At 67.7% G+C, this 24485-nt stretch carries 22 protein-coding genes and 1 pseudogene; 16 read left to right on the top strand and 7 right to left on the bottom strand.

Annotated elements, in window-relative coordinates; genetic code table 11:
* Positions 1 to 96: 96 nt before the first annotated feature.
* Positions 97 to 285, top strand: a pseudogene (locus ACJQWM_RS10540) (hypothetical protein); the annotation flags it as partial.
* A gap of 69 nt (positions 286 to 354) precedes the next feature.
* Here ACJQWM_RS10540 and kbl read toward each other — a convergent pair.
* Positions 355 to 1548: a glycine C-acetyltransferase gene (kbl, locus tag ACJQWM_RS10535; protein WP_332702833.1), complete on the bottom strand. Its 1194-nt coding sequence runs from the start codon at positions 1546 to 1548 to the stop codon at positions 355 to 357.
* Positions 1549 to 1653: 105 nt separating this feature from the next.
* On the bottom strand, positions 1654 to 2688 hold the full coding sequence (tdh, locus tag ACJQWM_RS10530) for an L-threonine 3-dehydrogenase (protein WP_332702831.1): 1035 nt from the start codon (positions 2686 to 2688) through the stop codon (positions 1654 to 1656).
* Positions 2689 to 2895: 207 nt separating this feature from the next.
* Between tdh and ACJQWM_RS10525 the strand changes: the two genes are divergently transcribed.
* The 8 genes from ACJQWM_RS10525 (at position 2896) to ACJQWM_RS10490 (ending at position 13364) form a co-directional block, all read left to right on the top strand.
* Entirely contained in the window at positions 2896 to 5055 is a 2160-nt protein-coding gene (locus ACJQWM_RS10525) for a S46 family peptidase (RefSeq protein WP_332702829.1), read from the top strand.
* Positions 5056 to 5411: 356 nt separating this feature from the next.
* The gene (gene serA, locus ACJQWM_RS10520; protein ID WP_332702827.1) at positions 5412 to 6974 is read left to right on the top strand and encodes a phosphoglycerate dehydrogenase; all 1563 of its coding nucleotides are present in this window, start codon (positions 5412 to 5414) and stop codon (positions 6972 to 6974) included.
* Positions 6975 to 7055: 81 nt separating this feature from the next.
* A complete protein-coding gene (locus ACJQWM_RS10515; RefSeq protein WP_332702824.1) occupies positions 7056 to 7697 on the top strand; it encodes a histidine phosphatase family protein in 642 nt (213 codons plus the stop codon).
* 174 nt (positions 7698 to 7871) lie between these two features.
* Positions 7872 to 9143: a bifunctional tetrahydrofolate synthase/dihydrofolate synthase gene (gene folC, locus ACJQWM_RS10510; RefSeq protein WP_411306814.1), complete on the top strand. Its 1272-nt coding sequence runs from the start codon at positions 7872 to 7874 to the stop codon at positions 9141 to 9143.
* An 83-nt stretch (positions 9144 to 9226) separates the two neighbouring features.
* The gene (locus tag ACJQWM_RS10505; RefSeq protein ID WP_332702818.1) at positions 9227 to 10189 is read left to right on the top strand and encodes an SPOR domain-containing protein; all 963 of its coding nucleotides are present in this window, start codon (positions 9227 to 9229) and stop codon (positions 10187 to 10189) included.
* Positions 10190 to 10262: 73 nt separating this feature from the next.
* The gene (locus ACJQWM_RS10500) at positions 10263 to 10814 is read left to right on the top strand and encodes a CvpA family protein (RefSeq protein WP_411306811.1); all 552 of its coding nucleotides are present in this window, start codon (positions 10263 to 10265) and stop codon (positions 10812 to 10814) included.
* Between the two features lie 45 nt (positions 10815 to 10859).
* Positions 10860 to 12329: an amidophosphoribosyltransferase gene (gene purF, locus ACJQWM_RS10495; protein ID WP_332702812.1), complete on the top strand. Its 1470-nt coding sequence runs from the start codon at positions 10860 to 10862 to the stop codon at positions 12327 to 12329.
* A gap of 225 nt (positions 12330 to 12554) precedes the next feature.
* Positions 12555 to 13364 carry a ferritin-like domain-containing protein gene (locus ACJQWM_RS10490; RefSeq protein WP_332702809.1) on the top strand — a complete coding sequence of 270 codons (810 nt, stop codon included), beginning with the start codon at positions 12555 to 12557 and terminating at the stop codon, positions 13362 to 13364.
* Positions 13365 to 13525: 161 nt separating this feature from the next.
* Here the strand turns inward: ACJQWM_RS10490 and lpxH are convergent, their stop codons facing one another.
* Positions 13526 to 14257: a UDP-2,3-diacylglucosamine diphosphatase gene (gene lpxH, locus ACJQWM_RS10485; protein WP_332702806.1), complete on the bottom strand. Its 732-nt coding sequence runs from the start codon at positions 14255 to 14257 to the stop codon at positions 13526 to 13528.
* A 151-nt stretch (positions 14258 to 14408) separates the two neighbouring features.
* Between lpxH and gltX the strand changes: the two genes are divergently transcribed.
* Complete coding sequence (gltX, locus tag ACJQWM_RS10480; RefSeq protein WP_332702803.1) at positions 14409 to 15815, top strand: glutamate--tRNA ligase; 1407 nt, start codon at positions 14409 to 14411, stop codon at positions 15813 to 15815.
* Positions 15816 to 15836: 21 nt separating this feature from the next.
* Positions 15837 to 16337 carry a transcriptional repressor gene (locus tag ACJQWM_RS10475; protein WP_332702800.1) on the top strand — a complete coding sequence of 167 codons (501 nt, stop codon included), beginning with the start codon at positions 15837 to 15839 and terminating at the stop codon, positions 16335 to 16337.
* A gap of 132 nt (positions 16338 to 16469) precedes the next feature.
* On the opposite strand, the gene ACJQWM_RS10470 is transcribed toward ACJQWM_RS10475, so the two are convergent.
* A complete protein-coding gene (locus ACJQWM_RS10470; RefSeq protein WP_332702797.1) occupies positions 16470 to 18701 on the bottom strand; it encodes a TonB-dependent receptor in 2232 nt (743 codons plus the stop codon).
* An 86-nt stretch (positions 18702 to 18787) separates the two neighbouring features.
* Here ACJQWM_RS10470 and ACJQWM_RS10465 point away from each other — a divergent pair, with 86 nt between their 5' ends.
* On the top strand, positions 18788 to 19177 hold the full coding sequence (locus tag ACJQWM_RS10465) for a MerC domain-containing protein (RefSeq protein ID WP_330970106.1): 390 nt from the start codon (positions 18788 to 18790) through the stop codon (positions 19175 to 19177).
* Positions 19178 to 19266: 89 nt separating this feature from the next.
* Entirely contained in the window at positions 19267 to 19455 is a 189-nt protein-coding gene (locus tag ACJQWM_RS10460) for a 30S ribosomal protein THX (protein ID WP_332702793.1), read from the top strand.
* Between the two features lie 213 nt (positions 19456 to 19668).
* On the opposite strand, the gene ACJQWM_RS10455 is transcribed toward ACJQWM_RS10460, so the two are convergent.
* Entirely contained in the window at positions 19669 to 21174 is a 1506-nt protein-coding gene (locus ACJQWM_RS10455) for a serine hydrolase domain-containing protein (RefSeq protein ID WP_332702790.1), read from the bottom strand.
* Positions 21175 to 21229: 55 nt separating this feature from the next.
* A complete protein-coding gene (locus ACJQWM_RS10450; protein ID WP_332702787.1) occupies positions 21230 to 21562 on the bottom strand; it encodes a hypothetical protein in 333 nt (110 codons plus the stop codon).
* Between the two features lie 105 nt (positions 21563 to 21667).
* Between ACJQWM_RS10450 and ACJQWM_RS10445 the strand changes: the two genes are divergently transcribed.
* On the top strand, positions 21668 to 22267 hold the full coding sequence (locus ACJQWM_RS10445) for an RNA polymerase sigma factor (RefSeq protein ID WP_332702784.1): 600 nt from the start codon (positions 21668 to 21670) through the stop codon (positions 22265 to 22267).
* Positions 22264 to 22701 (top strand): hypothetical protein, encoded by a 438-nt coding sequence (locus ACJQWM_RS10440; RefSeq protein WP_332702781.1) that lies wholly within the window; start codon positions 22264 to 22266, stop codon positions 22699 to 22701. The genes ACJQWM_RS10445 and ACJQWM_RS10440 overlap by 4 nt, the downstream gene beginning before the upstream one ends.
* A 299-nt stretch (positions 22702 to 23000) precedes the next feature.
* Here the strand turns inward: ACJQWM_RS10440 and ACJQWM_RS10435 are convergent, their stop codons facing one another.
* On the bottom strand, positions 23001 to 23549 hold the full coding sequence (locus ACJQWM_RS10435) for a TlpA family protein disulfide reductase (protein ID WP_332702778.1): 549 nt from the start codon (positions 23547 to 23549) through the stop codon (positions 23001 to 23003).
* A gap of 470 nt (positions 23550 to 24019) precedes the next feature.
* On the opposite strand from ACJQWM_RS10435, the gene ACJQWM_RS10430 reads away from it, so the two are divergent.
* Positions 24020 to 24397: a tyrosine-type recombinase/integrase gene (locus tag ACJQWM_RS10430; RefSeq protein WP_332702775.1), complete on the top strand. Its 378-nt coding sequence runs from the start codon at positions 24020 to 24022 to the stop codon at positions 24395 to 24397.
* Positions 24398 to 24485: the final 88 nt, after the last annotated feature.

The following is a 24485-nucleotide window of genomic DNA, read 5'->3' as shown; positions in this document are numbered from 1 at the left end:
ATCAGGACGGTCCTCGTCGTCTCGCTGCTGTCGTCGATGTTCATGGCCACTGCAATCGCGGCCAAGGAGAAGGACAGCGTCGCCGAGGCGGTCGCGGAGGCCGCCAGCTACAAGCCCAAGACCGAGCACGACAACACGCCGTGGCGCTTCGACATGGAGCAGGACGGCAAGCGCATGACCGCCGAGCAGTTCGATGCGTGGATGAAGGCCCGCGGCGTGCGCGTGGCCACCGGCAAACCCGCGGCCGCACCCGGAGCGGCCGCGGCGGGAGTCGCCAGCAAGTAGGATCGTGAGCGGCGGCGCCCCAGTGGGGGGGGGGGCGTCGCTGCCGCCTGGTGAGCCGGCGGTTCGGCGTCAGGTTTTCAGCACGCCCAATTCGTCCCCGATCTTGACGAACGCGGCGATCGCGCGATCCAGTTGTTCGCGGGTATGCGCGGCCGACAGCTGCGTGCGGATGCGCGCCTGGCCCTGCGGCACCACCGGGAAAAAGAAGCCGACCGCGTAGATGCCCTCTTCGAGCAGGCGCGCGGCGAACTTCTGCGCGAGCGGCGCGTCGTACAGCATCACCGGCGCGATCGGATGGTCGCCGGGCCGCAGGTCGAAGCCGGCGGCGGTCATGCGCTCGCGGAAATACGCGGTGTTCTCGACCAGGCGCTGGCGCAGCTCGCCGGCGGCCGACAACATCTCGAAGGCTTTGATGCCGGCGGCGACCACGTGCGGCGGCAGCGAGTTGGAAAACAGGTACGGGCGCGAGCGCTGGCGCAGCAGTTCGATGACTTCCCGGCGAGCGGTGGTGAAGCCGCCGACCGCGCCGCCCATGGCTTTGCCCAGGGTGCCGGTGAAGATATCGATTTTGTCCATCACGCCCTTGACCTCGGCCGAGCCGCGCCCGGTCGCGCCGATGAATCCGGTGGCGTGGCAGTCGTCGATGTGTACCAGCGCGTTGTACTTGCGGGCCAGTGCGGTGATCTGGTCGAGCGGGGCGACGAAGCCGTCCATCGAGAACACGCCGTCGGTGGTGATCAGCTTGGTCCTGCTGCCGGCCGCGTCGGCCGCTTGCAACTGCGCCTCCAGGTCGGCCATGTCGCAGTTGGCATAGCGGAAACGCTTGGCCTTGCACAGGCGTACGCCGTCGATGATCGAGGCGTGGTTGAGCGTGTCGCTGATGATCGCGTCTTCGGGGCCGAGCAGCGGCTCGAACAGACCGCCGTTGGCATCGAAGCAGGCGGCATAGAGGATCGTGTCCTCGGTGCCGAAGAACTCCGCGATGGTCCGCTCGAGTTGCTTGTGCAGGTCCTGGGTGCCGCAGATGAAGCGCACCGACGCCATGCCGAAGCCGTGGGTGTCGAGCGCACCCCGGGCAGCGGCGATGATGTCGGGATGATCGGCCAGGCCGAGATAGTTGTTGGCGCAGAAATTCAGCACCGTGCGCCCGTCCTCGAGCGTGATCTCGGCCGATTGCGGACTGGTGATGATGCGCTCGGCCTTGAACAGGCCATTCTCGCGGATGGTGTCGAGTTCGGCGGCGTAGTGATCGGTCAGCGACATGGGTGCCCCGCTTTTTGTAGGAGCGGCTTCAGCCGCGAAGGGATCCCGGTTCTCGTATCGCGGCTGAAGCCGCTCCTACAAAAGCCCGAGGACTATGCGCTTCGGTCAGTTCCAGCTCAGCACGATCTTGCCGGCCTTGCCCGCCTCCATCAGGTCGAAGCCCTGCTGGAATTCGTCGACCGGCAACTGGTGGGTCAGCACCTTGCCGAGCGGGAAACCGCCCAGCACCAGCTGGGTCATCTTGTACCAGGTCTCGTACATGCGCCGGCCGTAGATGCCCTGCACGGTCAGCCCCTTGAAGATGATGCGGTCCCAGTCGATGCCGGCGCCCTTGGGCAGCAGCCCGAGCAGCGCGACCTTGCCGCCGTGGTACATGCAGTCGAGCATGTCGTTGAACGCGCGTGGGTTGCCGCTCATCTCCAGGCCGACGTCGAAGCCTTCCATGTGCAGGTCGTTCATCACCTCCTTGATCGAGGTGTTGGCGACGTTGACCACACGGGTCGCGCCCATGTCGGCGGCGAGCTTGAGCCGGTAGTCGTTGACGTCGGTGACCACCACGTTGCGCGCGCCGATGTGCTTGCAGATGCCGGCGGCGATGATCCCGATCGGCCCGGCGCCGGTGATCAGCACGTCCTCGCCGACCACGTCGAACTCCAGCGCGCAATGCGCGGCATTGCCGTAGGGATCGAAGAACGCGGCCAGCTCGCTGGGGATCTGGTCCGGGATCGGCCACAGGTTGGTCGCCGGCATCACCATGTACTCGGCGAACGCGCCGTTGCGGTTCACTCCGATGCCGACCGTGTAGGGGCACAGGTGCTGGCGCCCGGCGCGGCAGTTGCGGCAGTGGCCGCAGACGATGTGACCCTCGGCGGAAACGCGCTGGCCGAGCTTGTAGCCGGTGACACCGGAGCCGAGTTCGGCGACGCGGCCGACGAACTCATGGCCGATCACCAGCCCCGGCTGGATGGTGCGCTGGCTCCACTCGTCCCACAGGTAGATGTGCAGGTCGGTGCCGCAGATGGCGGTCTTTTCCAGCTTGATCAGCACCTCGTTGGGGCCCGGCGTCGGCACCGGCACCTGCTCCATCCAGATGCCCTTGCCGGCTTCGCGCTTGACCAGCGCCTTCATTGTCTGCGTCATGGAACCTGTGCCCCTGGCTGCCGCGCGGTCGCGCGGAAAGAAGCGTCGATTATACGCGGCGACCGTGAGCGGGCCGGGACGGCGCGGGTAAGCATCGCGACTGGCAGACACCGGCCTTTCCCGGACACCGGCGCCCAACACCGCCATGGCCGCAGCCCCGCCCACCGGCTAGACTCGCCCGGTTGAAACCGCCGCCAGGAGTAGTGCATGCGTCAGACAGTAGTAGCCGCCGCGATTGCGGCAATGGGGCTCAGCGGCGCCGCGATCGGCGCCGAGGGCATGTGGGTGCCGCAACAATTGCCGGAGATCGCCGGGCCGCTGAAGCAGGCCGGGCTGGAACTCGATCCGCGCCAGCTGGCCGACCTCACCGGTGACCCGATGGGCGCGGTGGTTTCGCTGGGCGGCTGCACCGCCAGCTTCGTCTCGCCGCAGGGACTGGTGGTGACCAACCACCATTGCGCCTACGGCGCGATCCAGCTCAACTCCACCCCGGAGAACAACCTGATCGACACCGGCTTCAATGCCGTGAGTCTCGAGCAGGAGCTCTCGGCCGGCCCCAACGCGCGCGTCTACGCGCTGGACTCGATCCAGGACGTGACTGAGCAGGTCAACGCCGTCGTGGCCGCCGCGCCCGATGCGCTCGCGCGCACCCAGGCGCTGGAGACCATCGAGAAGCAGCTCATTGCCGATTGCGAGGCCGAAGCCGGTTACCGCTGCCGGCTCTACAGTTTCGCCGGTGGCAACACCTACCGGCTGTTCCGCAACCTGGAGATCAAGGACGTGCGGCTGGTGTATGCGCCGCCCAACAGCATCGGCAGCTACGGCGGCGACATCGACAATTGGATGTGGCCGCGCCACACCGGCGACTTCGCGTTCTACCGCGCCTATGTCGGCCCGGACGGCAAGCCGGCCGCGTATTCCGCGGACAACGTGCCGTACCAGCCGCAGCACTGGCTGAAGATCGCCGACGAGCCGCTGGGCGAGGGCGACTTCGTGATGGTCGCGGGTTATCCCGGCCGCACCAGCCGCTATGCGCTGGCGTCGGACTTCGACCACACCGCGAACTGGGCCTACCCGGTGGTCGGTGCGCATTTCCAGAACCTGGTCGCGCTGGTCGAGGCCGAAGGCGCAAAGAATCCCGACGTCGAGGTGAAGTACGCCAGCACCGTGCGCGGCTGGCACAACGCGATGAAGAATTACGCCGGTCAGCTCGAGGGCTTCGAGCGCATCGGCGCCAGCGAAACCAAGCAGGCCGACGAGGCCGCGGTGCTGGCGTGGCTGCGCGAGCAGGGCGAAGACGGCCAGGCCGCACTGGCCGCGCATGCGCAGCTGGTCGCACTGGGCGAACTGGCCCGCGCCCATCGCGATCGTGACCTGGTGTTCGGTCAGCTGCGCAACACCAGCGTGCTCGGTGCCGCCGGCCGGCTCTACCGCCTGTCGATCGAACGCGAAAAGCCCGATGCCGAGCGCGAACAGGGCTACCAGCAGCGCGACATGCCCGCCTTCGAGGGCGGTCTGAAGCAGATGGAGCGCCGCTACGAGCCGGGCATGGACCGGCAGTTGCAGGCGTACTGGCTGCGCGAGTACATCAAGCTGCCCGAGGCGCAGCGGGTGGCTGCGGTCGATGCATGGCTTGGCGGCGATGACGAGGCGGCCATCCAGGCCGCGCTCGACCGACTGGCCGGGACCGAACTGGGCGACACCGAGCGGCGCCTGGCGTTGCTCGAGGCCGATCGCGCCGAGTTCGAGGCCAGCGACGATCCCGCGCTGCAGTTCGCGGTCGCGGTGATGCCGACCGTGCTGCAGCTGGAGGAGGCGAGCAAGGTGCGCGCCGGCGAGGCGCTGCTCGCGCAGCCGGTCTATCTGCAGGCGGTAGCCGACCACAAGCAGAGCCAGGGCGGGTTCGTCTATCCCGACGCCAACTCCTCGCTGCGCATCACCTTCGGCAACGTCACCGGTTACACCAAGACCGACGGCAGCGAGCAGGCGCCGTTCACGCGGCTGGAGGAAGTCGCGGCCAAGGCCACCGGCGAGGAGCCGTTCAATGCGCCGCAGGCACAGCTCGATGCGATCGCCGCCAAGAACTACGGTGGCCTCGCCGACCCGGAGCTCGGCACGGTGCCGGTGAACTTCCTGTCGAACCTGGACATCACCGGCGGCAACTCCGGCTCGCCGGTGCTCGATGCGCAGGGCAAGCTGGTCGGGCTGGCTTTCGACGGCAACTGGGAGTCGGTCAGCTCCAACTGGGTGTTCGATCCGATCATGACCCGCATGATCGCGGTCGATGCGCGCTACATGCGCTGGATCATGCAGGAGGTGTTCCCGGCACCGGTCCTGCTGCAGGAGCTGGACGCCGCGCAGCAATAAAGCACACGCCGCGAGCTGAACCCCCGAAACGCCGGCCCGGCAACGGCCGGCGTTTTTTTGTAGGAGCGGCTTCAGCCGCGAACCAGAACCGGTCCCCCTCGTCGCCCACAAGTCGCAGCGATACCGCCGCAACAGCCGCATGAACGATCACGCCGCCATCGGGCTTTTCGCGGCTGAAGCCGCTCCAACCCAAGGCGCAGCTCTGCTAGTCTGCAGGCGTTCGCGGATTCCCATGCCAGCCGGCCCCGTCTCCCGACCCTGTGCCACCGCCGCCTCGTGCGGCGCTGATCTTCTGATGATTCCGCATTGCCGGCTGGCAAGCTCCGCACCCGTTTCCCCACGGCAGGAGCTTTGCGATGAAAGTACTGGCTTGCGATGGCATCCATGACGACGGCCTGGCCCTGTTCCGCCAAGCGGACTGGGAGGTCGCGGTTTCCGATCCGATCAAGGATCCGGCTGCGCTGGCCCGGGCGCTCGACGGGGTCGACGTGCTGCTGGTGCGCTCGGCCACGCCGGTCACTGCCGAGGCGATCGCCGCCGCCCCACATCTGCGCGTGATCGGCCGCGCCGGCGCCGGGGTCGACACCATCGATGTCGAGGCCGCGACCACCCGCGGCATCGCGGTGATGAACGCGCCCGACGGCAACACCCTGGCCGCGGCCGAACACGCCATCTCGCTGCTGTTCGCGCTGGCCCGCCACATCCCGCGCGCCGACGCCGGCATGAAGGCGGGGCAATGGCCCAAGGCCGGCCTGACCGGCTTCGAGCTGGAGGGCAAGAAGCTCGGCGTGATCGGCCTGGGCCGTATCGGCGGCACGGTCGCGCGCAAGGCCCAGGGCATCGGCATGGAGGTCGCCGCGCACGATCCGTTCCTGCCGGCATCGGCCGCGGGCAACGGCAGCGTGGCGCTGAAGACCCTCGACGAGCTGCTGGCCTGGGCCGACATCCTCACCCTGCATATCCCGCGCACCCGGGAGACCACCAACCTGCTGTCGGAGGCACGCATGCGCGCGATGAAGCCCGGCGGCTACATCATCAACGCCGCGCGCGGCGGCCTGCTCGACGAGGCCGCATTGCTGCGGCTGCTCGAGGAAGGCCATCTCGCCGGGGCTGCGCTGGACACCTTCGCCACCGAGCCGCTGCAGCCAGACTCGCCGCTGCGGAGCAACCCCAAGCTGATCCTGACCCCGCACCTGGGCGCATCCACCAGCGAGGCGCAACAGGCGGTCAGCACGATCCTGGCGCGGCAGATCCTGGACTTCGTCGGGACCGGCGCGGTTGCCGGCTGCGTCAACCTGCCGCCGCTGACGGCACAGGCCGCGCGCGAGGTCGGTCCGTGGATTCCGTTGATGTCGTCGCTGGGCCGATTGGCCGCGCGCCTGGTGCCGGCGCCTACGCGGCTGCACATCACCTACGCCGGCCGCACTGACGCGCTCGACACGCGGCCGCTGACCCGCCTGCTGGTCGCGGCCCTGCTCGGCACCGCGTCGGGCCGGGTCACTCCGGTCAACGCGCTGCAGGAAGCCGCCGCGCGTGGCCTCACCGTGGCCGAAACGCTGGGCGGCGACGGTGACGGCTTCGACCGCCTGCTGCGGCTGAAGGTCGAGGGCGAGACGCGCACCCGCGAAATCGAGGCGACCCTGCACCGCGGCCCGCGCGTGGTGCGGCTGGACGGGGTCGAGATCGAGTTCGACCCGCAGGCGCACGTGCTGCTGATGCGCAACGAGGACCGCCCCGGCATGATCGGCCTGGTCGGCTCGCAACTCGGCACGGCGGGGGTCAACATCGTCAATTTCGCACTCGGCGCGGCCGGCCACGGCGAGGCGAGGGCGGCGATCACGGTCGACCGACCGGTCGAGGACGAGCAACTGGTCGCGTTGCGGGCGACGCCCGGCATCCTCTCGCTGCAGCAGGTCTGAGTCGTTTTACGCCGCATTGCCGCAGGTGAAGCCAGGTCTTTCCTGCGCAGGCCGGATGATGAAATCGAGGATTCGTAGCCGATGAAGATCATGCTCGCCCGCCACGGCGAAACCCCGTGGAACGCCGAAGGCCGCTACCAGGGCCAGGAGGACATCGCGCTGTCACCGGTCGGCGAGGCGCAGGCCCGCGCGTTGGGTGAACGCCTGCGCGAGGTCGCGATCAGCCATGCGGTGGCCTCGCCGCTTTCGCGCGCGCGGCGTACCGCCGAGCTCGCCCTGGGCGACCGGGCGGCGATCCTGACCACCGATGCCGGCTTGATGGAAATCGCCCACGGCACCTGGGAGGGCCTGCTCGCCAGCGATATCCACGCACGTGACCCCGACCGCCTGCTCGCCTGGCGCGACACCCCCGACACCGTGCGGATGCCAGACGGCGAATCGCTGCAACAGGTGATCGATCGCGCCTGGCCCGCACTGGCGCGCGCCTGCGAGGGTCTGGGCAGCGACGACACACTGCTGCTGGTCGCCCACGACGCGGTCAACCGGGTCCTGCTGTGCCGCGTGCTCGGCATTCCTCTGTCGCGCCTGTGGAGCTTCCGCCAGGCGCCGACCACGCTGAACCTGCTCGAGGGCGCGGATATCGACCACCTCGAGGTGGTCCGCCTCAACGACTGCAGCCACCACACCGCCCTGTTCGGCGAAGCGGTGCACCGCGCCCTGTAGGAGCGGCTTCAGCCGCGAACCAGAATCGTCTGCCCCTGTTGCCGCACGACCAGGCCTCGATCCTGCAACGTGGAATGCATCGACGCGGCGGGCCACAAAAAGCTCGCGGCTGAAGCCGCTCCTACAAAACGCGCTGCGACGGAGCGGCGATAATGTCCGGCCCCGCATCGCCCGCTGCCCATGACCCGTTCGCTTCCCGATTGGCTCGCCTACATCGAGCGGATCCACCCCAGATCGATCGACATGGGCCTGGAGCGGATCCGCGAGGTCGCCGATCGCCTGCACCTGGGCCGTCCGGCGCGGCGCGTGGTCACCGTCGGCGGCACCAACGGCAAGGGCTCGACCGTCGCATTCATCGAAGCGATCACGCGCGCGGCGGGATACAAAGTCGCCACGTATACCTCGCCGCACCTGCTGGCCTACAACGAGCGCGTGCGGATCGATGGCGTCGATGTCGGCGACGCCGAGCTGGTGACCGCGTTCGAGGCGATCGAAGCTGCGCGCGGCGAGGTGCCGCTGACCTATTTCGAGTACGGCACGCTGGCCGCGCTGTGGCTGTTCGAACGGGCACAGCTGGACCTGGCGGTGCTGGAAGTCGGTCTCGGCGGGCGGCTGGATGCGACCAACCTGGTCGATCCCGACGTTGCGGTGATCACCACCGTCGACCTCGACCACCAGGACTACCTCGGCCAGGACCGCGAAGCGATTGGCCTGGAGAAAGCCGGGATCGCGCGCCGCTGGAAACCGCTGGTGCTGGGTGACGACGACCCGCCTTCCAGCGTGCTGCGCCATGCCTATGCGATCGGCGCCTCGGCGGTCCGGGCCGGCTGCGATTTCTTCTTCGAGCGGCACGACCGCGGCGGCTGGCGCTGGCACGAGATCGGCCATGAGATCGAGTTGCCGCTGCCGCAACTGGCCGCGCCCGCACAGTTGCGCAACGCCGCCACTGCGATCGCGGCGCTGCGTGCGCTGGATCTGGACCTGCCGGACAGCGCGATCGGGCAGGGCGTGGCGAATGCGCATGTGCCCGGCCGCCTGCAGCGCTTCGAATGCGACGGGGTCGAGGTGGTGGTCGATGTCGGCCACAACCCGCAGGCCGCGCGCGAGCTGGCGGCGTGGCTGGCCGCGACGCCGGTCGCCGGCCGCACCCGGGCGGTGTTCGCCGCGCTCGGCGACAAGGACGTGGCGGGCGTGGTGGCGGCGCTGCAGGGGCGCATCGACGCCTGGCACGTCGCCGGTCTGGCCGACGCGGACGCCCGCGGCACCACGGCCGATGCGCTGGTGCAACGGCTGGCCGGCACGGCCGCGGCCGATGCGCGGCGGCATTCCAATGTCGAGCACGCGCTGGCGGCGGCCAGGGCGGCGGCCACGCCTGGCGATCGCATCCTCGTATTCGGTTCGTTCCGCACCGCGGCCAGGGCGCTGGCGGTACTCGCCGGACACTGAACAGTCCGCCGGTACAGCGCCCGGCGCGCGCCCGCCGGCGGGTATAATTCGACGCGGCATCCGCACGAGGTATGTAGCAGCCGATGGAACCTGCCCTGAAACAGCGATTGATCGGTGCCTCGGTGCTGGTCGCGCTGGCGGTGATTTTCCTGCCGATGCTGATCAAGGATCCGGCCCCGGAAAGCGGCGTGTCCGACGTCCCGATGCAGTTGCCCGATCCGCCGCAGGGCGCATACGAGACCCGTGAGCTGCCGCTGGTGACCCCGGGCGCCGCCGGCGCCGACGGCGTGACCGGCTTGCGCTCCGGTCAGCCGGCCAGCGGAGGTGTACTGCCGACCATAGACACCACCGCCGACCAGGCCGGCGCCACCGGCGGCATGATGCCGCCGCCAACCGCGGGCGGCGATCACGCGGTGAGCTTCGGCAGCTACGCCAGTGCTTCGGATGCCGAGCGCGTGGTGGATGCGCTGCGCGCCTCGCAGTTGCCGGGCTATCAGGAAACCACCGTCGGCAGCGGCGATCGCACGCTCCATCGCGTGCGCATCGGCCCTTATGGCTCGCGGGCCGAGGCCGAAGCGGCGCGCCTGCGCGCGGCGCACGTGCGCGACGATGTCGGCGCGCGGGTGGTCACGCTCGATGCCGCCAGCGACACGGTGGACCCCTCCGAGGGCGTTGCCGACGCCACGGGCGCAGACGAGGGTGCGGCGCCGGATTCGGTGGCAAAGGCACTGCCTGAGGCCGACGACTCCGCCGAGCGTGTCGCCCAGTCACTACCAGCACAGCCATCAGCCACGCCGGCAGCCGCCGCGGACGTCGGCTTCGCGGTGCAGTTGGGCGCATTCAGCAACACGGCCGAGGCCGGCAAGCTGCGCGATCGCGCGCGCGCCGCCGGCTTCACCACGTTCCTGCAGACGGTGCGGACCGAGCAGGGCACCCTGACCCGCGTGGTCGCCGGACCGGTCGCCGATCGCGGTGACGCCGAACAGATGAAGGCGCAATTGGCGGCGCGGCTGGGCGTAAGCGGCCTGGTCCGTTCGCACCCTTGACGGTGCGCCGGGTGTGCTCATGCGGGCCTCGCGCGCACGATGGCGAGGCGGCGGTGTCGGCGGTGCGCGGATGATGGCGCTGGACTGGGTGCTGCTGGCGATCGTCGCGGTGTCGGCCTTGCTGGGCCTGATGCGCGGCTTCGTCGGCGTGCTGGCCTCGCTGGCCGCTTGGGTGCTGGCGGCCTGGGCGGCATTCCGCTTCGGCGCGCAGGCGGCGGTGCTGCTCGCCGGCGGTGGCGAACCGGGTGCGGGGCAGTTGCTCGCCGGTTATGCGCTGAGCTTCATCGGCGTGTTGCTGGTGGTCGGGGCCGTCGGGTGGCTGGTGCGCAAGCTGGTGCATTCGGTCGGACTGTCCGGCCCGGACCGGCTGCTGGGCCTGGGCCTTGGCGTGGCGCGCGGCGTGTTCGTCGCCTGCGCGCTGGTGCTGCTGCTCGGGCTGACCTCGATGCCGCGCGAATCGCAATGGCGCCACTCGCGGGTGGTGCCGGTATTCGTGCCGGGGGCGCAATGGCTGCGCGCGTGGCTGCCCGACGGCGTCGCGGCGCAGGTGGATTTCAGCGGCGGCGCAAGTGCGTCGCCCGACAGCGGCAACGACTCGGTGTTACCGGTGCCAGCAGGCGCCTGACACCGTTACGACACACTCAATCGACCACGGTCAGGACTTAATCCCATGTGCGGCATTATCGGAATCGTCGGCAGCAGCCACGTCGCGACGCAACTGTACGATGGCCTTACGGTGCTGCAGCATCGCGGCCAGGACGCGGCCGGCATCGCCACCGCCGATGGCAGCAAGCTGCGCGTGCACAAGGGCAGCGGGCTGGTCAGCGAGGTGTTCGGCGAGAAGGCCATGCGCGTGCTGCAGGGCCACATGGGCATCGGCCACTGCCGCTATCCGACCGCCGGCAGCGAAGGCCTGGACGAGGCCCAGCCGTTCTACGTCAACTCGCCGTTCGGCATCGCGCTGGCGCACAACGGCAACCTGATCAACACCGATGCGCTGCGCCTGGAAATATTCGAGCAGGACCGCCGCAACATCAGCACCGACTCCGACTCCGAGGTGCTGCTGAACGTGTTCGCGCACGAGCTCGACACCCAGCGGGTGCTGACCCCGGATGCGGTGTTCAAGGCGATCGAGGGCGTGCACCGCCGGTGCGTGGGCGGCTACACCGCGGTGGCGACCGTGCTGGGCCTGGGCCTGGTCGCGATCCGTGATCCGCACGGCATCCGTCCGCTGGTGCTGGGCAAGCGCAACAGCGGCGGGCACGACGAGTACGCGGTGGCGTCCGAATCGGTGGCGCTGGACCTGATCGGTTTCGAGCGGGTGCGCGACGTGGGCCCCGGCGAGGGCATCCTGATCACCGAGGACGGCCAGTTGCACAGCCGCCAGTGCGCCGAACCGCGTGCACACACACCGTGCATCTTCGAGTACGTGTACTTCGCCCGGCCGGACTCGATGATGGACGACATCTCGGTGCACAAGGCGCGCATGCGCATGGGCGTGACCCTGGGCGAGAAGATCCTGCGGCTGCGCCCGGACCACGACATCGACGTGGTGATCCCGATCCCCGACACCTCGCGCGATTCGGCGCTGGAGATGGCGCTCACGCTCGGTGTGAAGTACCGCGAAGGCTTCATCAAGAACCGCTACATCGGCCGCACCTTCATCATGCCGGGCCAGGGCGAACGGGCCAAATCGGTGCGCCGCAAGCTCAACCCGATCCCGCTGGAGTTCCGCAACCGGGTGGTGCTGCTGGTCGATGACTCGATCGTGCGCGGCACCACCTCGCGCCAGATCGTGCAGATGGCGCGCGATGCCGGCGCGCGCAAGGTGTACCTGGCTTCGGCCGCCCCGCCGGTCCGGCACCCGAACATCTACGGCATCGACATGCCCTCGGTCGACGAGCTCATCGCGCACGATCGCACCGACGAGGAAGTGCAGGCCCTGCTCGGCTGCGACTGGCTGATCTACCAGGACCTGGCGGACCTGGAGCACGCAGTCTCCGGGCCCAAGGACCGCATCGAACATTTCGATGCCTCGTGCTTCAACGGCCACTACGTGACCGGCACCGAGGCCGACTATTTCGAGCGCATCAAGCGCCTGCGGTCCGACGAAGCCAAGACCACGCGCCGGGCCTCGTAACCATCGTTCGTAGGAGCGGCTTCAGCCGCGAACCAGAGTCGGTTGCCCAGGCTCGGGCCAGAGCGCGCAGTCCGATGGTAGGAGCGACGTAAGTCGCGACCTGCGTGGTTTCCCGTGTCCTGCGGGTCGCGACTTACGTCGCTCCTACAGTAGACGAGAGCATGCCCTTTCAGGCGCAACGCGTCATTTCCATCGCGGCTGAAGCCGCTCCTACAAAAGCTTGTGATGCATCCATCGCTGTTCGACGCCGCCCGCACCTGTCTCGATGCCGCCACGCCGGAGGCCAAGGTCAGCGCGACCTTCGCCGCCGCCGAGGCCTTCGCCCGTGGCGAGCTGGCGATCCCCGACGATGCGCCGCCGCCGGAGTCGATCGGCATGCCCGGCCGGCCACAGCGGCCCAGGCTGGTGCACCCGCGCGAGTTGCCCAAACGCGGCCTTGGCACCGACGAAGGCCGCGCCGCGTTCGTGCATGCGATCGCGCATATCGAGTTCAACGCGATCGACCTGGCCTGGGACGCGGTCTACCGCTTCCGCGGGTTGCCGCAGGCGTTCCATGCGGACTGGGTCGGCGTCGCCTTTGATGAGGCGCGCCATTTCATGCTGCTGCGCGAGCGCCTGCGGCAGCTGGGCTTCGACTACGGCGATTTCGATGCCCACAACGGGCTGTGGGAGATGGCCGAGAAAACCGCGCATGACGGGCTGGCCCGCATGGCGCTGGTGCCGCGGGTGCTGGAAGCGCGCGGGCTGGATGTCACCCCGGGGATGATCGCCAGGCTGCACGGCCTCGGCGACCACGCCACGGTCACGATTCTTGAGCTGATCCTGCGTGAGGAAGTTGCGCACGTGGCCGCCGGTTCACGCTGGTTCCGCTGGTATTGCGAGCGCGAAGGCGCCGACCCGGCCATGAAGTTCCGCGAGTTGCTGGGCGAATATGCACGCACCGCCCTCCGCGGTCCGTTCAACCTTGAGGCGCGCAGCGCCGCCGGGTTCGACGAGCGGGAGCTGGCGATGCTGCAGCAACTCGCCGCACGCTGATCCGTTCTTTGTAGGAGCGCCCCATGGGCGCGATGCCCGCCGCCGCGCACTCCCGGTCGCGGGCATGGCCCGCTCCTACAAGACCGCGCCGGCTTTTGTAGGAGCGCCCCATGGGCGCGATTACGCCGCAGCGAATCTCCGGTCGCGGGCATGGCCCGCTCCTACAAGACCTCCAGGCGAGCGCCGGTTGCATCGATCCGCAGCACAGAGCCCTGCTCGTACCAGTCCCCCAGCACAATCCTTCGGCATGGGGTACCGGCAATCTCGAGCTCATGCACCGCCGGCCGATGGGTATGCCCGTGGATCAGGGTGTCGATGCCGAACTGCGCCAATGTGCCTTCGACCGTGGCCGGCGCGACGTCGGTGATCGCCTCCATGGTCCCTTGCGATTGCAGCCCCGACTGGTGGGCCTGGCTCGCCGCGCGCGCCTGCTGCGCGAACGCGAGCCGCGCGGCCAGCGGTTGCGCCAGGAACTCCGCCTGCCACTGCGGATTCCGCGTCTGCACGCGGAAATGCTGGTAGGCGACATCGTCGGTGCACAAGGTATCGCCGTGCATCAGCAGGGTCGGCCGGCCGTACAGCATCACCACCGCCGGGTCCGGCAGAATGGTCATCCCGGCGCGGCGCGCGTAGTCCAGCCCGAGCAGGAAATCACGGTTGCCGCGGATGAAATACACCGGCACCCCGGCCTCGCGCAGCGCGCCCAGCCCGGCTGCGACGCGCGCGCCGGTCTCGGAGGGATCATCGTCGCCGACCCAGGCCTCGAACAGGTCACCCAGGATGTACAAGGCCTCGGCGCTACGGGCCTGGTCACGCAGGAAGCGCTCGAACAGGCCAGTGATCTGCGGGCGCTCGGCGTCCAGGTGCAGGTCGGAGATGAAGAGGGTGGGCATGGCGGCATTGTCCTCCGATATCCGCTGTTGATGGGACTTCCTTCGGCGTAGAGCCGAGCTTGCTCGGCTGCGGGAAGGTGGGAGAGGCGCAGCCGAGCAAGCTCGGCTCTACGCGGTAAAATCGCGCATTGTCGTTATCGAGCGCCACCGCATGTCCTGCCGCACCCGTTTCGCCCCCAGTCCCACCGGCTACCTGCACATCGGCGGTGCGCGCACTGCGCTGTATTGCTGGTTGGAGGCGCGTCGCCGAGGCGGCCAGTTCATCCTGCGCGTTGAGGACACCGACCGCGAGCGCAGTACCGACGCGGCGGTGCAGGCGATCATCGACGGCATGCGCTGGCTCGGGTTGGACGCCGACGAAGGTCCGATCTACCAGACCCACCGCTTTGAGCGCTACCGCCAGGTCGCCAGCGAGCTGGTCCAGGCCGGCAAGGCCTATTACGCGTACGAGTCGCGCGAGGAGATCGACGCGATGCGCGAAGCGGCGCAGGCCGCCGGCAACAAGCCGCGCTACGACGGCCGCGCGCGCGACCTGGGCCTGCCCGACCGCGACGACCCCAACAAGGTCATCCGCTTCAAGAACCCGCTGGCGGGCGAGGTCGCGTTCGAGGACAAGGTCAAGGGCCGCATCGTCTGGAGCAACACCGAGCTCGACGACCTGGTGCTGATCCGCTCGGACGGTTTTCCGACCTACAACTTCGCGGTCGTGGTCGATGACCTGGACATGCGGATCACCGATGTGATCCGCGGCGACGACCACGTCAACAACACCCCGCGCCAGGTGAACCTGTACCAGGCGCTCGGCGCCCCGGTGCCGGCGTTCGCCCACCTGCCGATGATCCTCGGCGCCGACGGCACCAAGCTGTCCAAGCGCCACGGCGCGGTCGGGGTGATGCAGTACCGCGACGATGGCTACCTGCCGCACGCACTGCTGAACTACCTGGTGCGGCTGGGCTGGTCGCACGGTGACCAGGAGATCTTTTCGGTCGAGGACATGGTGCGGCTGTTCCGGATCGAGGACGTCAACCAGTCGGCCGCGCGCTTCGATACCGCCAAGCTCGGCTGGCTCAACCAGCAATACCTGAAGGCCGACGACCCGGCCGAGGTCGCAACGCACCTGGTGTGGCATCTGGAAAACAACGGCTTCGACCTCGCCAGCGGCCCGGCGCCGGCCGATGTGGTGATCGCGCTGCGCGATCGCGTGCAGACGCTGAAGGACATGGCCGAGCGCGCGGCGGTCTGGTACCGCCCGATCGAGCAGTACGACGATGCCGCCGTCGCCAAGCACCTCAACGCGGGCGCCCAGGCGCCGCTGGCCGGTGCGCGCGAACGCCTCGCGCGCCTTCCCGCCTGGAGCGCAGAGGCGGTGGCGGGCGCGCTGCACGAGACCGCCGAGGCGCTGGGGCTGGGCATGGGCAAGGTCGCCCAGCCGCTGCGCGTGGCGATCACCGGCACCCAGGTCAGTCCCGACATCTCGCACACCGTGTATCTCGCCGGCCAGGCGCAGGCCCTGCAACGCATCGACACCGCCCTGGGCAAGATTCCCGCCGCCGGATGAGCCCCTTGGAGGCCACCTGCAATGAGTGAAGACCACGCCTGCACCGACCCGCACCACCACGTCCACGACGGCGCCGCCTACGTGCAGGAAGTGGAGCGGGCCTGCGAGCAGCGCGGCCTGCGGCTGACCCCGATCCGCGCCCACGCGCTGCGGCTGATCGGCGATGCCGACCGGCCGCTCAAGGCCTACGAACTGCTCGACCAGATGAAGGAAACCCATGACGCCGCCGCGCCGCCGACGGTGTACCGCGCGCTCGACTTCCTGCTCGAGCACGGCTTCATCCACAAGCTCGCCTCGATCAACGCGTTCGTCGGTTGCCACCACCCCGGCGGTGAGCAGCACGCGGTGCCGTTCCTGATCTGCGACCGCTGCCATTGCGCGACCGAGTTGGAGGACGAGCAGATCGTCGATGCACTCGACCAGCGTGCGCGCGCGCTGGGCTTCGTGCCGCAGGCGCAGACATTGGAAGTGCATGGGTTGTGTGCTGCTTGTGCGAAGCGAGCAAGCGCGCCGGAGCTGTAGGAGCGACGTGAGTCGCGACCGCGCAAGCATCCGAACCTGCGCGGTCGCGACTCACGTCGCTCCTACAGGAGACAACGGGTCGCGGCTGAAGCCGCTCCTACGGTTTCGGGGGCCTGCCGCGGCGATTGTGGTTCAGAAGAACGCCCGCACCCCGAACGCCACCCCACGCCCCGGCAACGGCGCCAGGTCCTTGAGGAACGAGGTATGCACGCGCGCCTCCTCGTCGAGCAGGTTGCTGCCGTCCAGGAACACCTCCCACGCGTTGCCGCCGCTGCGGTCGATATGCCAGGCGAGGTGCGCGTCGACCAGGGTGTAGCCCGCCGTCGCGGTCTCGAAGGCGGCGACGTCATCCTGGCGCGCGTAACGCACCGCGCCCAGCGAGGCGCGCAGCGGACCGTGTTCCCAGCGCAGCTCGCCGCCCAGCCGCGACGGCGCGATGCGCGGCAGGTTTCCGCCACGCGTGAGATCGACCGTGTAATCGTCGGTGCGGTCGCCATGCGGGACCGAGACATCGAGCGGCCGCGTGCCGCTGCCGGTCAGCTCGGCGCGGACCACATCGCCGAACACGCGCACTGCCCAGGCGCCGCTGTCGTTGTCGGCGAAGGTCCAGTCGACCTCGGCCTCGGCGCCGTTGAAGCGCGCATCGTCCTGGGTCCACACCCGCACCGGCAGGCCATCGTCGGCGGTGCCGGTGTCGGCCAGGTAGACGAAGTCGTCGAAGCGCACGTGGTAGACCTGCGCGCCGACGCGCAGCGGGCCGGTGTGCCAGTGCAGGCCGAACTCGGCGCGGTTGGCGGTCTCCACGTCGAGCCGCGGGTTGCCCAACTCGATGCTGCCGGTGGCGACGTGCAGGCCGTTGGAATACAGCTCCTCGGCGGTCGGCGAGCGCTGTGCCCGATCGAGTCCGATCGAGACGTGGAACGGCTCGCTGATGTTCCAGCGCAACGCGGCCGAGGCGCTGATGGTCTCGAACGCGCGGTCCGGCCCGATCGCGGTGGCATCGTCGACATCGACCCGGTTGCGGTCGTGGCGCGCGCCCAGTTCGACCATCGCGCCGCCGTTTGCGCCGTCAAACAGCCGGCGCTCGCCGATCCAGAATACGCCGGTGTCGCGTGACTCGGAGCCGGGCACGAACGCCTCCGCGCCGATCGCCAGGAAATCGCGCTGCGAGAACTGCGCACCGAGCGCGCCGTCCCAGCCCGCCAGCGGCTGGTGCACCAGTTCCAACCGCGCCTCGATGCTGTCGTTGTCGAACACGGTGCCGACTTCGTCGCCCTCGAATTCGGTGTGGGTATAGACGGTGTTGGCGAGCTTTATCCGCAGTGATTGGAGTGCCCCCCCGAGCGTACCGAGGTCGTTCAGGCCGCCGCGGATCTCGCTGCGGCGCTGGTCCATGACGATGCGGACCGCGCCTTCCTCGCCATGGCCTTCTTCCTCTTCTTCCTCGTGCTCCTCCTCGTCTTCATCGCCGTGCTCTTCGTGTTCGGCATGGCCTGGCACGCCGTAGCGCGTGTTGAACAAGCTGGCGCCGACGCCGATGAAGCCGCGGTCGCCGACCCAGGACAGGCCGAGCGCGCCGCTGTCGGTGCGCAACGCGCTGTTCGGAAGCACGCCCTGCTCGTCGGGGTCCGGCGTCTCGCCTTCGGACGCCAGCAGCGCCGCGCTCTCGGCAAAACCGGGAATCTCGTAGTCACCGGTCTCGCGATGCAGCGCGTCGAAATGGAACACGAGATTGCCCGACGCCGAGGTGCCATCGAGCCGGGCCATGCCGGTGCGCTCGTCGTTGACCGTGCCGGCGCGCAGCTCGGCGCGGCCTTCCAGCGGTTGCAGGGTGGTGAGCTCGGGGATGCGGCCGTCGACCACGTTGACCGCGCCGCCGATCGCGCCGCTGCCGTACAGCAGGGTCGCCGGGCCCTTCAGGACCTCGATCTGGTTGGCCAGGAACGGCTCGACCGTGACCGCGTGATCGACGCTGACGGTCGACACGTCGCCGGAACTGAGCCCATCGCTGAGCACCTGCACGCGCGCGCCATCGAACCCGCGGATGACCGGCCGGCCGACGCCGGGACCGAAGTACGACGACTGCACGCCCGGCAGCTTGTTCACGGTCTCGCCGAGCGAGCTGGCCTTGGCCGCATCGAGCCGTTCGCCGGCCAGCACTTCGACCGGGCGGGCGAGATCCTCGGCGGTGCGCGCCAATGGGCTGGCCCGCACCACCACCGCATCCAGGTCGGTCGCCTCGGTGTGGCGCGGGTCCTCCTGGGCCCAGAGCACCGGGGAGACAGCCAGCAGGGCGAGATACAGCGGGGCGCGCTGGAGTGCGGCGCGTGGAGCGCAGTCGCGTCGGATGAAAGACGAATTCATGAAGAAGGGCTACACTACGGAGACGAATCGAAATGTTATATTGTTTCAAGTCGTTCCGCACCCCCTTGAGCGTCGTGCCTCCAGCCATGCCCCCATCCCAGACCCTACGCACTGCCGACCGCGTCGGTTTCGCCGCTTCGTTCCTCTGCGCCGTGCATTGCGCCTTGCTGCCGGTGTTGCTGGGCTTGATACCGGCGCTCGGGCTGAAGATCGGCGGCTGGATCGACTTCGACCAGGCGTTCGTGGTGTTCGCCTCGCTGCTGGGCGCGACCACGCTGGGCCTGGGCTACCGCCGCCATCGCGCCTTCCATGCCTGGGTGCTGCTGGTGCCCGGGCTGCTGCTGGTGTGGGTGGCTTCGTTCACCGCGCTGCACGACCACACCATGACCCACGTGGTGATGATGACCATCGGCGGCCTGGCGCTGGCGGCGGCCCACCTGATCAACCTGCGCCTGACCCACGCCACACGCCGCTGACCCGCTGCGAGCCCCGGATATGCTAGGCTTCGCAGCCTCGCGCGCAGCCGCGCGACCTCTTTAGACACTGTTTTTTCAGGAGCACGACCATGGGCAAAGGCGACCGCAAGACCGCCAAGGGCAAGCGTTTCAATTCCAGCTACGGCAACGCCCGCAAGGCCGTGAGCAAGACCGCCGGCACCCCGGCCGCACCGGTGGCGAAGAAGACCACCACCACCCGGACCGCCACCAAGGCGCCGGCCAAGAAAGTGGCCAAGAAGGCTGCTGCCAAGGAATAAACGCCGCCCGATGGCGTCAGCAAAAAAGCCCCGCCGATGCGGGGCTTTTTCGTTGCGGCGCGTTGCGTGAAGGACTGTCTGATCCTGCGGGAGCCCGCCACCCGCGATCGATGCTTTTGTAGGAGCGGGCCATGCCCGCGACCGCTTACGGCCACGAGCTGCCCCTCCAGGGCGATCGCCGAGGACCGCATGAGTGCGAGTCACCATGTACACCTAAGGTGCTCTGACAAACTCGATCCCGTCGAACACAAGGGCTTCGACGCTTCCGCCGTTGACCTGGAAGCGAAGAACCTTGCCCGAGTTTGGTGCAAGCTCGACACGGACATGGTCCTCCTGCTCATGGCCGGTCGCCGTTGTCAGCAACCGCCCCCAGCGGATGAGCATCTCCTGGTCATCGCTCGATGCGACCGTCATCTCGCCCAGAAGATCGTTCGAGTAGGTACCGGCATATGCCACACGCGGCCGGGAAAGATTCCACGCACGCGCCCTGATCTCTTTTAGGTGCTCCTGCGCCGAACCCCGAAATTCCACGGCTTTTATCCGGAGCTCGTCGAATCGTTTCGCCACGCCTGACTGTATCCCCGGTTGTTCCAGAAGGACGCCATACACATGGTCAGCGATCAGGTTCGTCAGGCGCGCACCCAGGAAGTCGTCGTTGTTCAGGACCACCAGCCCGATGTTCTCGTCCGGCATGAAGGACAAATGCGCGTGGAATCCCGCGAATCCGCCGAAGTGATGCAGCATCGTCCTGTGCTTGTACTCACCGGTGTACCAGCCCCACGCATAGCCCGTGCGCCGGAAGTCCAGATAGCTGGATTCGAGCGTCACCTGGGGCACATGCGAGCGGTCTATCAAGGCGGCCGGCAAAACCGGATGGTCACCCGGCACGCCGGATGAAAGCTGGGCCACCAGGAACTTCGCCAGATCCGGCGCGGTGGAGACCATGCCACCGGCCGCGTGCATGGTGTTGTCGGTCTTGACCAGATACAGCGGCTCGTCCGGTTCCGCACTGGCAAACGAATAGGGTTCTGCGAGCGGCCAGCCCTTCATCGAAGCCTCGCTCATACGGGCCGACGTGCGCTGCATGCCCAGTGGCTCGAAGAGCGTGTTGTCCAGCTGGTCCTGCCAGGACATCCCGAAGCGCTCATCCAGCCAGACGCTGAGGATGTTGTAGCCCACATTGGTGTACTCGAACGCTCCCCGCGCCGCCTCCTCGTGCGGTCGGGACGCCGCGACGAGGCGGCGCCGAGATTGCGCGTCGTGCACCCCGCTGAATGCGGTCGCCCAGACCAGCGCGGGATTGTCGATGCCGGAGGTGTGGACAAGCAGGTCCCTGATGGTCACGTCTTCCGGATCAAAGCCCGCGAAGCGGAGATCGGGAAACATCTGCCGCACTGAAGTGCTCGTATCCAGCTGCCCTTCTTGCTCTTTCAGCAGTGCGTTCAGTGCCACGAAGGGCTTGGTCGCCGAGGCGATGTAGAAGACCGTATCGCGGGTCACCGGCGCCTGTCGCTTGATGTCCCGGAAGCCGAAATAGCCCTCGTAGATGACCTCGCCGTCCTTGACGACGGCCACCGCCGTGCCGAAAGGATGCGCGGTAGCGTCATGCGTCTCATGGATGAGGTCGGCCAGCCCGTCGAGATCCGGGAAGGGTCCGGCCATCGTCGGAGTGGATGCGGCCGCCGTGACGGCAACCACTATTGCGGCCAGGTGGTTCATGGGGTTTCCTTGCTGAGGGCAGTGGGGCCGGCGTCTGGACACGGGAGGGCTGCCGTCATGGCTGCTTCAACCGACGCTCCAGCACGTAGTACGCCAGGTTGCCAAGCCCGGTGGCGCCCAGCAGCAGTGCAACGACACCCGGCGTGACGTCGTTCGCCCCGACCAGCTCCACCAGTCCAAATCCGACCGCCAGCGCAAGCAGCACGCATCCCCAGTGCAGCGAACCTTGGCGCCGCCGTCGGGCGTCGCCATCGAGCAAGGAGCTCACCAGCTCCTCGGAGCCGCGCGACTCGATGATCCGCCTGCGTGTATAGGCATCGACCGTCACCTTGATGGCGTAGGCGATGCAGACGAACAGGACAATGGGGATGAGGAGGGCGAAGTCCATGGCGCGTATCCGTAGTGGGTTCGGCAGAGGAGATACGCCGAGGGGCTCGGCGGTTGCGGTCCCCTGCTTGCAACCGCCACGCCGCCCGGCGTATCCCTATGTCCGATGCCCGTACCCGACTCCCCTTCCACCGACGTCCTGACCACCGACCGGACGCTCGCCGATGCCGTGCTGGCAGGCAAGCCGGGCGCGTTCGAACGCCTGGTGCGCGAGTACCAGGGCCTGTGCTGGCATGTGGTGGATCGCATGGTCCGCCACCCCGATGACACGCGCGAGCTGTGCCAGGAAGTATTCCTCCGCATACATCGCTCCCTCCATCAGTACCGTGGCGACAGCGCACTGAAATCATGGATTGCACAGGTTGCCTACTCGGTCGCCAGGCGACACCTGGAGCGAAAACGCATTCCGATCGTCGAGAAGTGCAATGACGAGGATGGTCCGGGCCTTGAAGAGTCGCTCAGCGACGGCGTTGACCTGGAGGCGACCGCGTCGGACGAGGAGATCAACATGCACCTGCATTCCGCCATCGAGGCCCTGCCGCCGTTACAGCGCACCCTGCTCACGCTCTACCACCTGGAGGAGATGCCGATCGGCGAGATCGCACAGGTCACCGGGCTTGCAGAGGGCACCATCAAAAGCCACCTGTTCCGCAGCCGCAAACGCCTGCGGAGCCTCCTGGAAACGCGCATAGGGGTTCCCGTATGAACGGCAAGCAGGCGCCTCCCATTGATGATCACGAGTGGGAAACCCAGGAGCGCGGCATGCGTGCAGCGCGTGGTCCTGGAAAGGACCCGATGGACCCGGCAGCGGAAAGCTACCGCCGGGTGGCGCTGGCCGTGATCCGCGCTCCCCGTCGTGAGCCGCCAGCTGATTTCGTCGCCGGGGTTGTGGAGCAGGTCGCCCGTCGGGAGGCGGGGATCGAGCGTGCGCTGTTCCGTGGCCTCTTGCTTGTCCTTGCAGCCGCTTCGGTCATCGTGACCGCGCTCTACGGTGGGCAATGGTGGCGAGCAGTGCAGCAAGCTTCGGCTGGCGGCGCGCTGCCGTGGATCATGGCCGGCACGGGTTGCGTAACCCTGTCGTGGATGATCGGGCAACTGCACCAGTTGCTCACCATGAGGGTAGTTGAACCACGTCCCTGAGAACTCAAGCCCGTCGTTCGTTCTGCTGTCACCGCAAGTTGCGCCCGTCAGTGGGGAAGGGGACACGCTTCCAGAAGCGGAGCTCTCACGGCTGCCTCGTTCGGGTCGAAAGCAGATGTCGCACGTACGCGACCGCTTTCGGCGGACAATGATAGATCTGCTTGCACAAAGCTCCGCGCCTTGAAAGCAATTAGGCTTCGAGCACTTGACAACTGTGACTCGACACTTCGCGTGTCGAATCTTGGTGCCGACGATGCTTGGCCCGCACCTGAGCACGTGGATTAAGTCTTCGCGCCTGCTCAGGTACCTTGGGATGCGGCGACCGGAGTGGCTTCTTCAGGTTGCCACGGCTCGGCCAACAGACGGTCCACAGCGGCTCCGATCTTAGGAAGGTTTTCTTCCGAATAACCGTAATGGGTCCAGCCCACGCGCCCAGCCTTGTCTATCATGAATAGCCGGGGGACCGAGTCGACCGTGTAGGCGTCCGAGATTGTGCCGTCGCGGTCGTGAGTCAGGGTAAGCGTAGCCCGCTTGAGCTTGCGGACGATCTCGCGGTATGTCCGTGGCGGCTCCTTGAAGTTGACCAGTACCACTTCCAGCCGCTCGCGACCCGCCGCTTGCTGTATCGCTTCCAGAACTGGTAACTGTTTACGGCAATAGCCGCACCAAGATGCCCAGAAGGCTACCACCACGACCTTACCCCGCCGATCGCTGATCCGAATTTCTTCTCCTTTAGGCGTTACGCCAAGTGAGTCCGGCGGCGCCTCGCCCACCGCAGGTAATGCGTGCGTCGGTAGGGTTGCTACTCCCAAAGCGATCCCCAGCAACAGTCCCTTGACCTGTTTCATCCCGACTTCTCTCCCCCCAAAACGGATCAGAAGCATATCCTAGCCTGCCTCTGGGGACGGAACTTGGAGGATTGAAGCAACTACCGGACTAGCCGGTAAAAAAGCAGCCAACCTGTGGAGCGAACGGGACCGCCCTACCGGCGCCGTCATATGCCCATCTACCCCGGGAGATATGCTCCACGGCACATCCACTGCGCATACCGTTATGCGTTGATCACCATCAGCTTCTCGAGACCACCGCGCAGGCTCGCAAACCGGACTCGCAACCGGCCCGGATTCGGCAAACGCTCTGCTTCGGCAGAACTCCTGTCTCGGCTCGGAATGTCGCGCTCCTGTACCCGCTCTCGCTCTCGCTCTCGCTCTGGCAGCGAACGGCTTGCTCTGATGATCTGCAATGTCCGCTTCGGGTGGCGGTTTCATACGATCAATGCAACACCTGACTAGCTGCGAAGGCAGCAGGAGTGTTGCGGATGAAGCGGAAGACATACCGACCGGTGCAGTTCGAGATAACCGAGTTGAGCCGGGACGCGATCCAGGCGTGGAACAGGCAGTCAGGGCTACGCGGCTCGGATTTCGTGTTTCCAAGCCGATCTGGCAGTTCACCGCACCTATCTACACGGCAATACGCTCGAATCGTCCACCGATGGGTAGCTGAGATCGGGCGCGACAGCGGCTCCTACGGAACGCATACCATGCGGCGAACCAAGGCCGCGCTCATCTATCGCCGGACCCGAAATATTCGGGCCGTGCAGTTGCTCCTCGGCCATACCAAGCTCGAAAGCACGGCTCGCTATCTGGGGATTGAGGTCGACGACGCCCTAGAGATATCTGAGCAGACCGAGGCTTAGCAAATGGGCGCTCGGCCAGAAGCGACCACTCGGGCGGCACGCCTATTCTCCTCCAGAAGCCGACACTGCTCCTCGGATATGCTTACGA

Origin of the sequence: Novilysobacter longmucuonensis, assembly GCF_046600735.1 — a bacterium.
Taxonomy (GTDB): domain Bacteria; phylum Pseudomonadota; class Gammaproteobacteria; order Xanthomonadales; family Xanthomonadaceae; genus Novilysobacter_A; species Novilysobacter_A longmucuonensis.
Note: the sequence above shows the minus strand (reverse complement) of the source record. Positions and strands in the feature narration are given on the sequence as shown.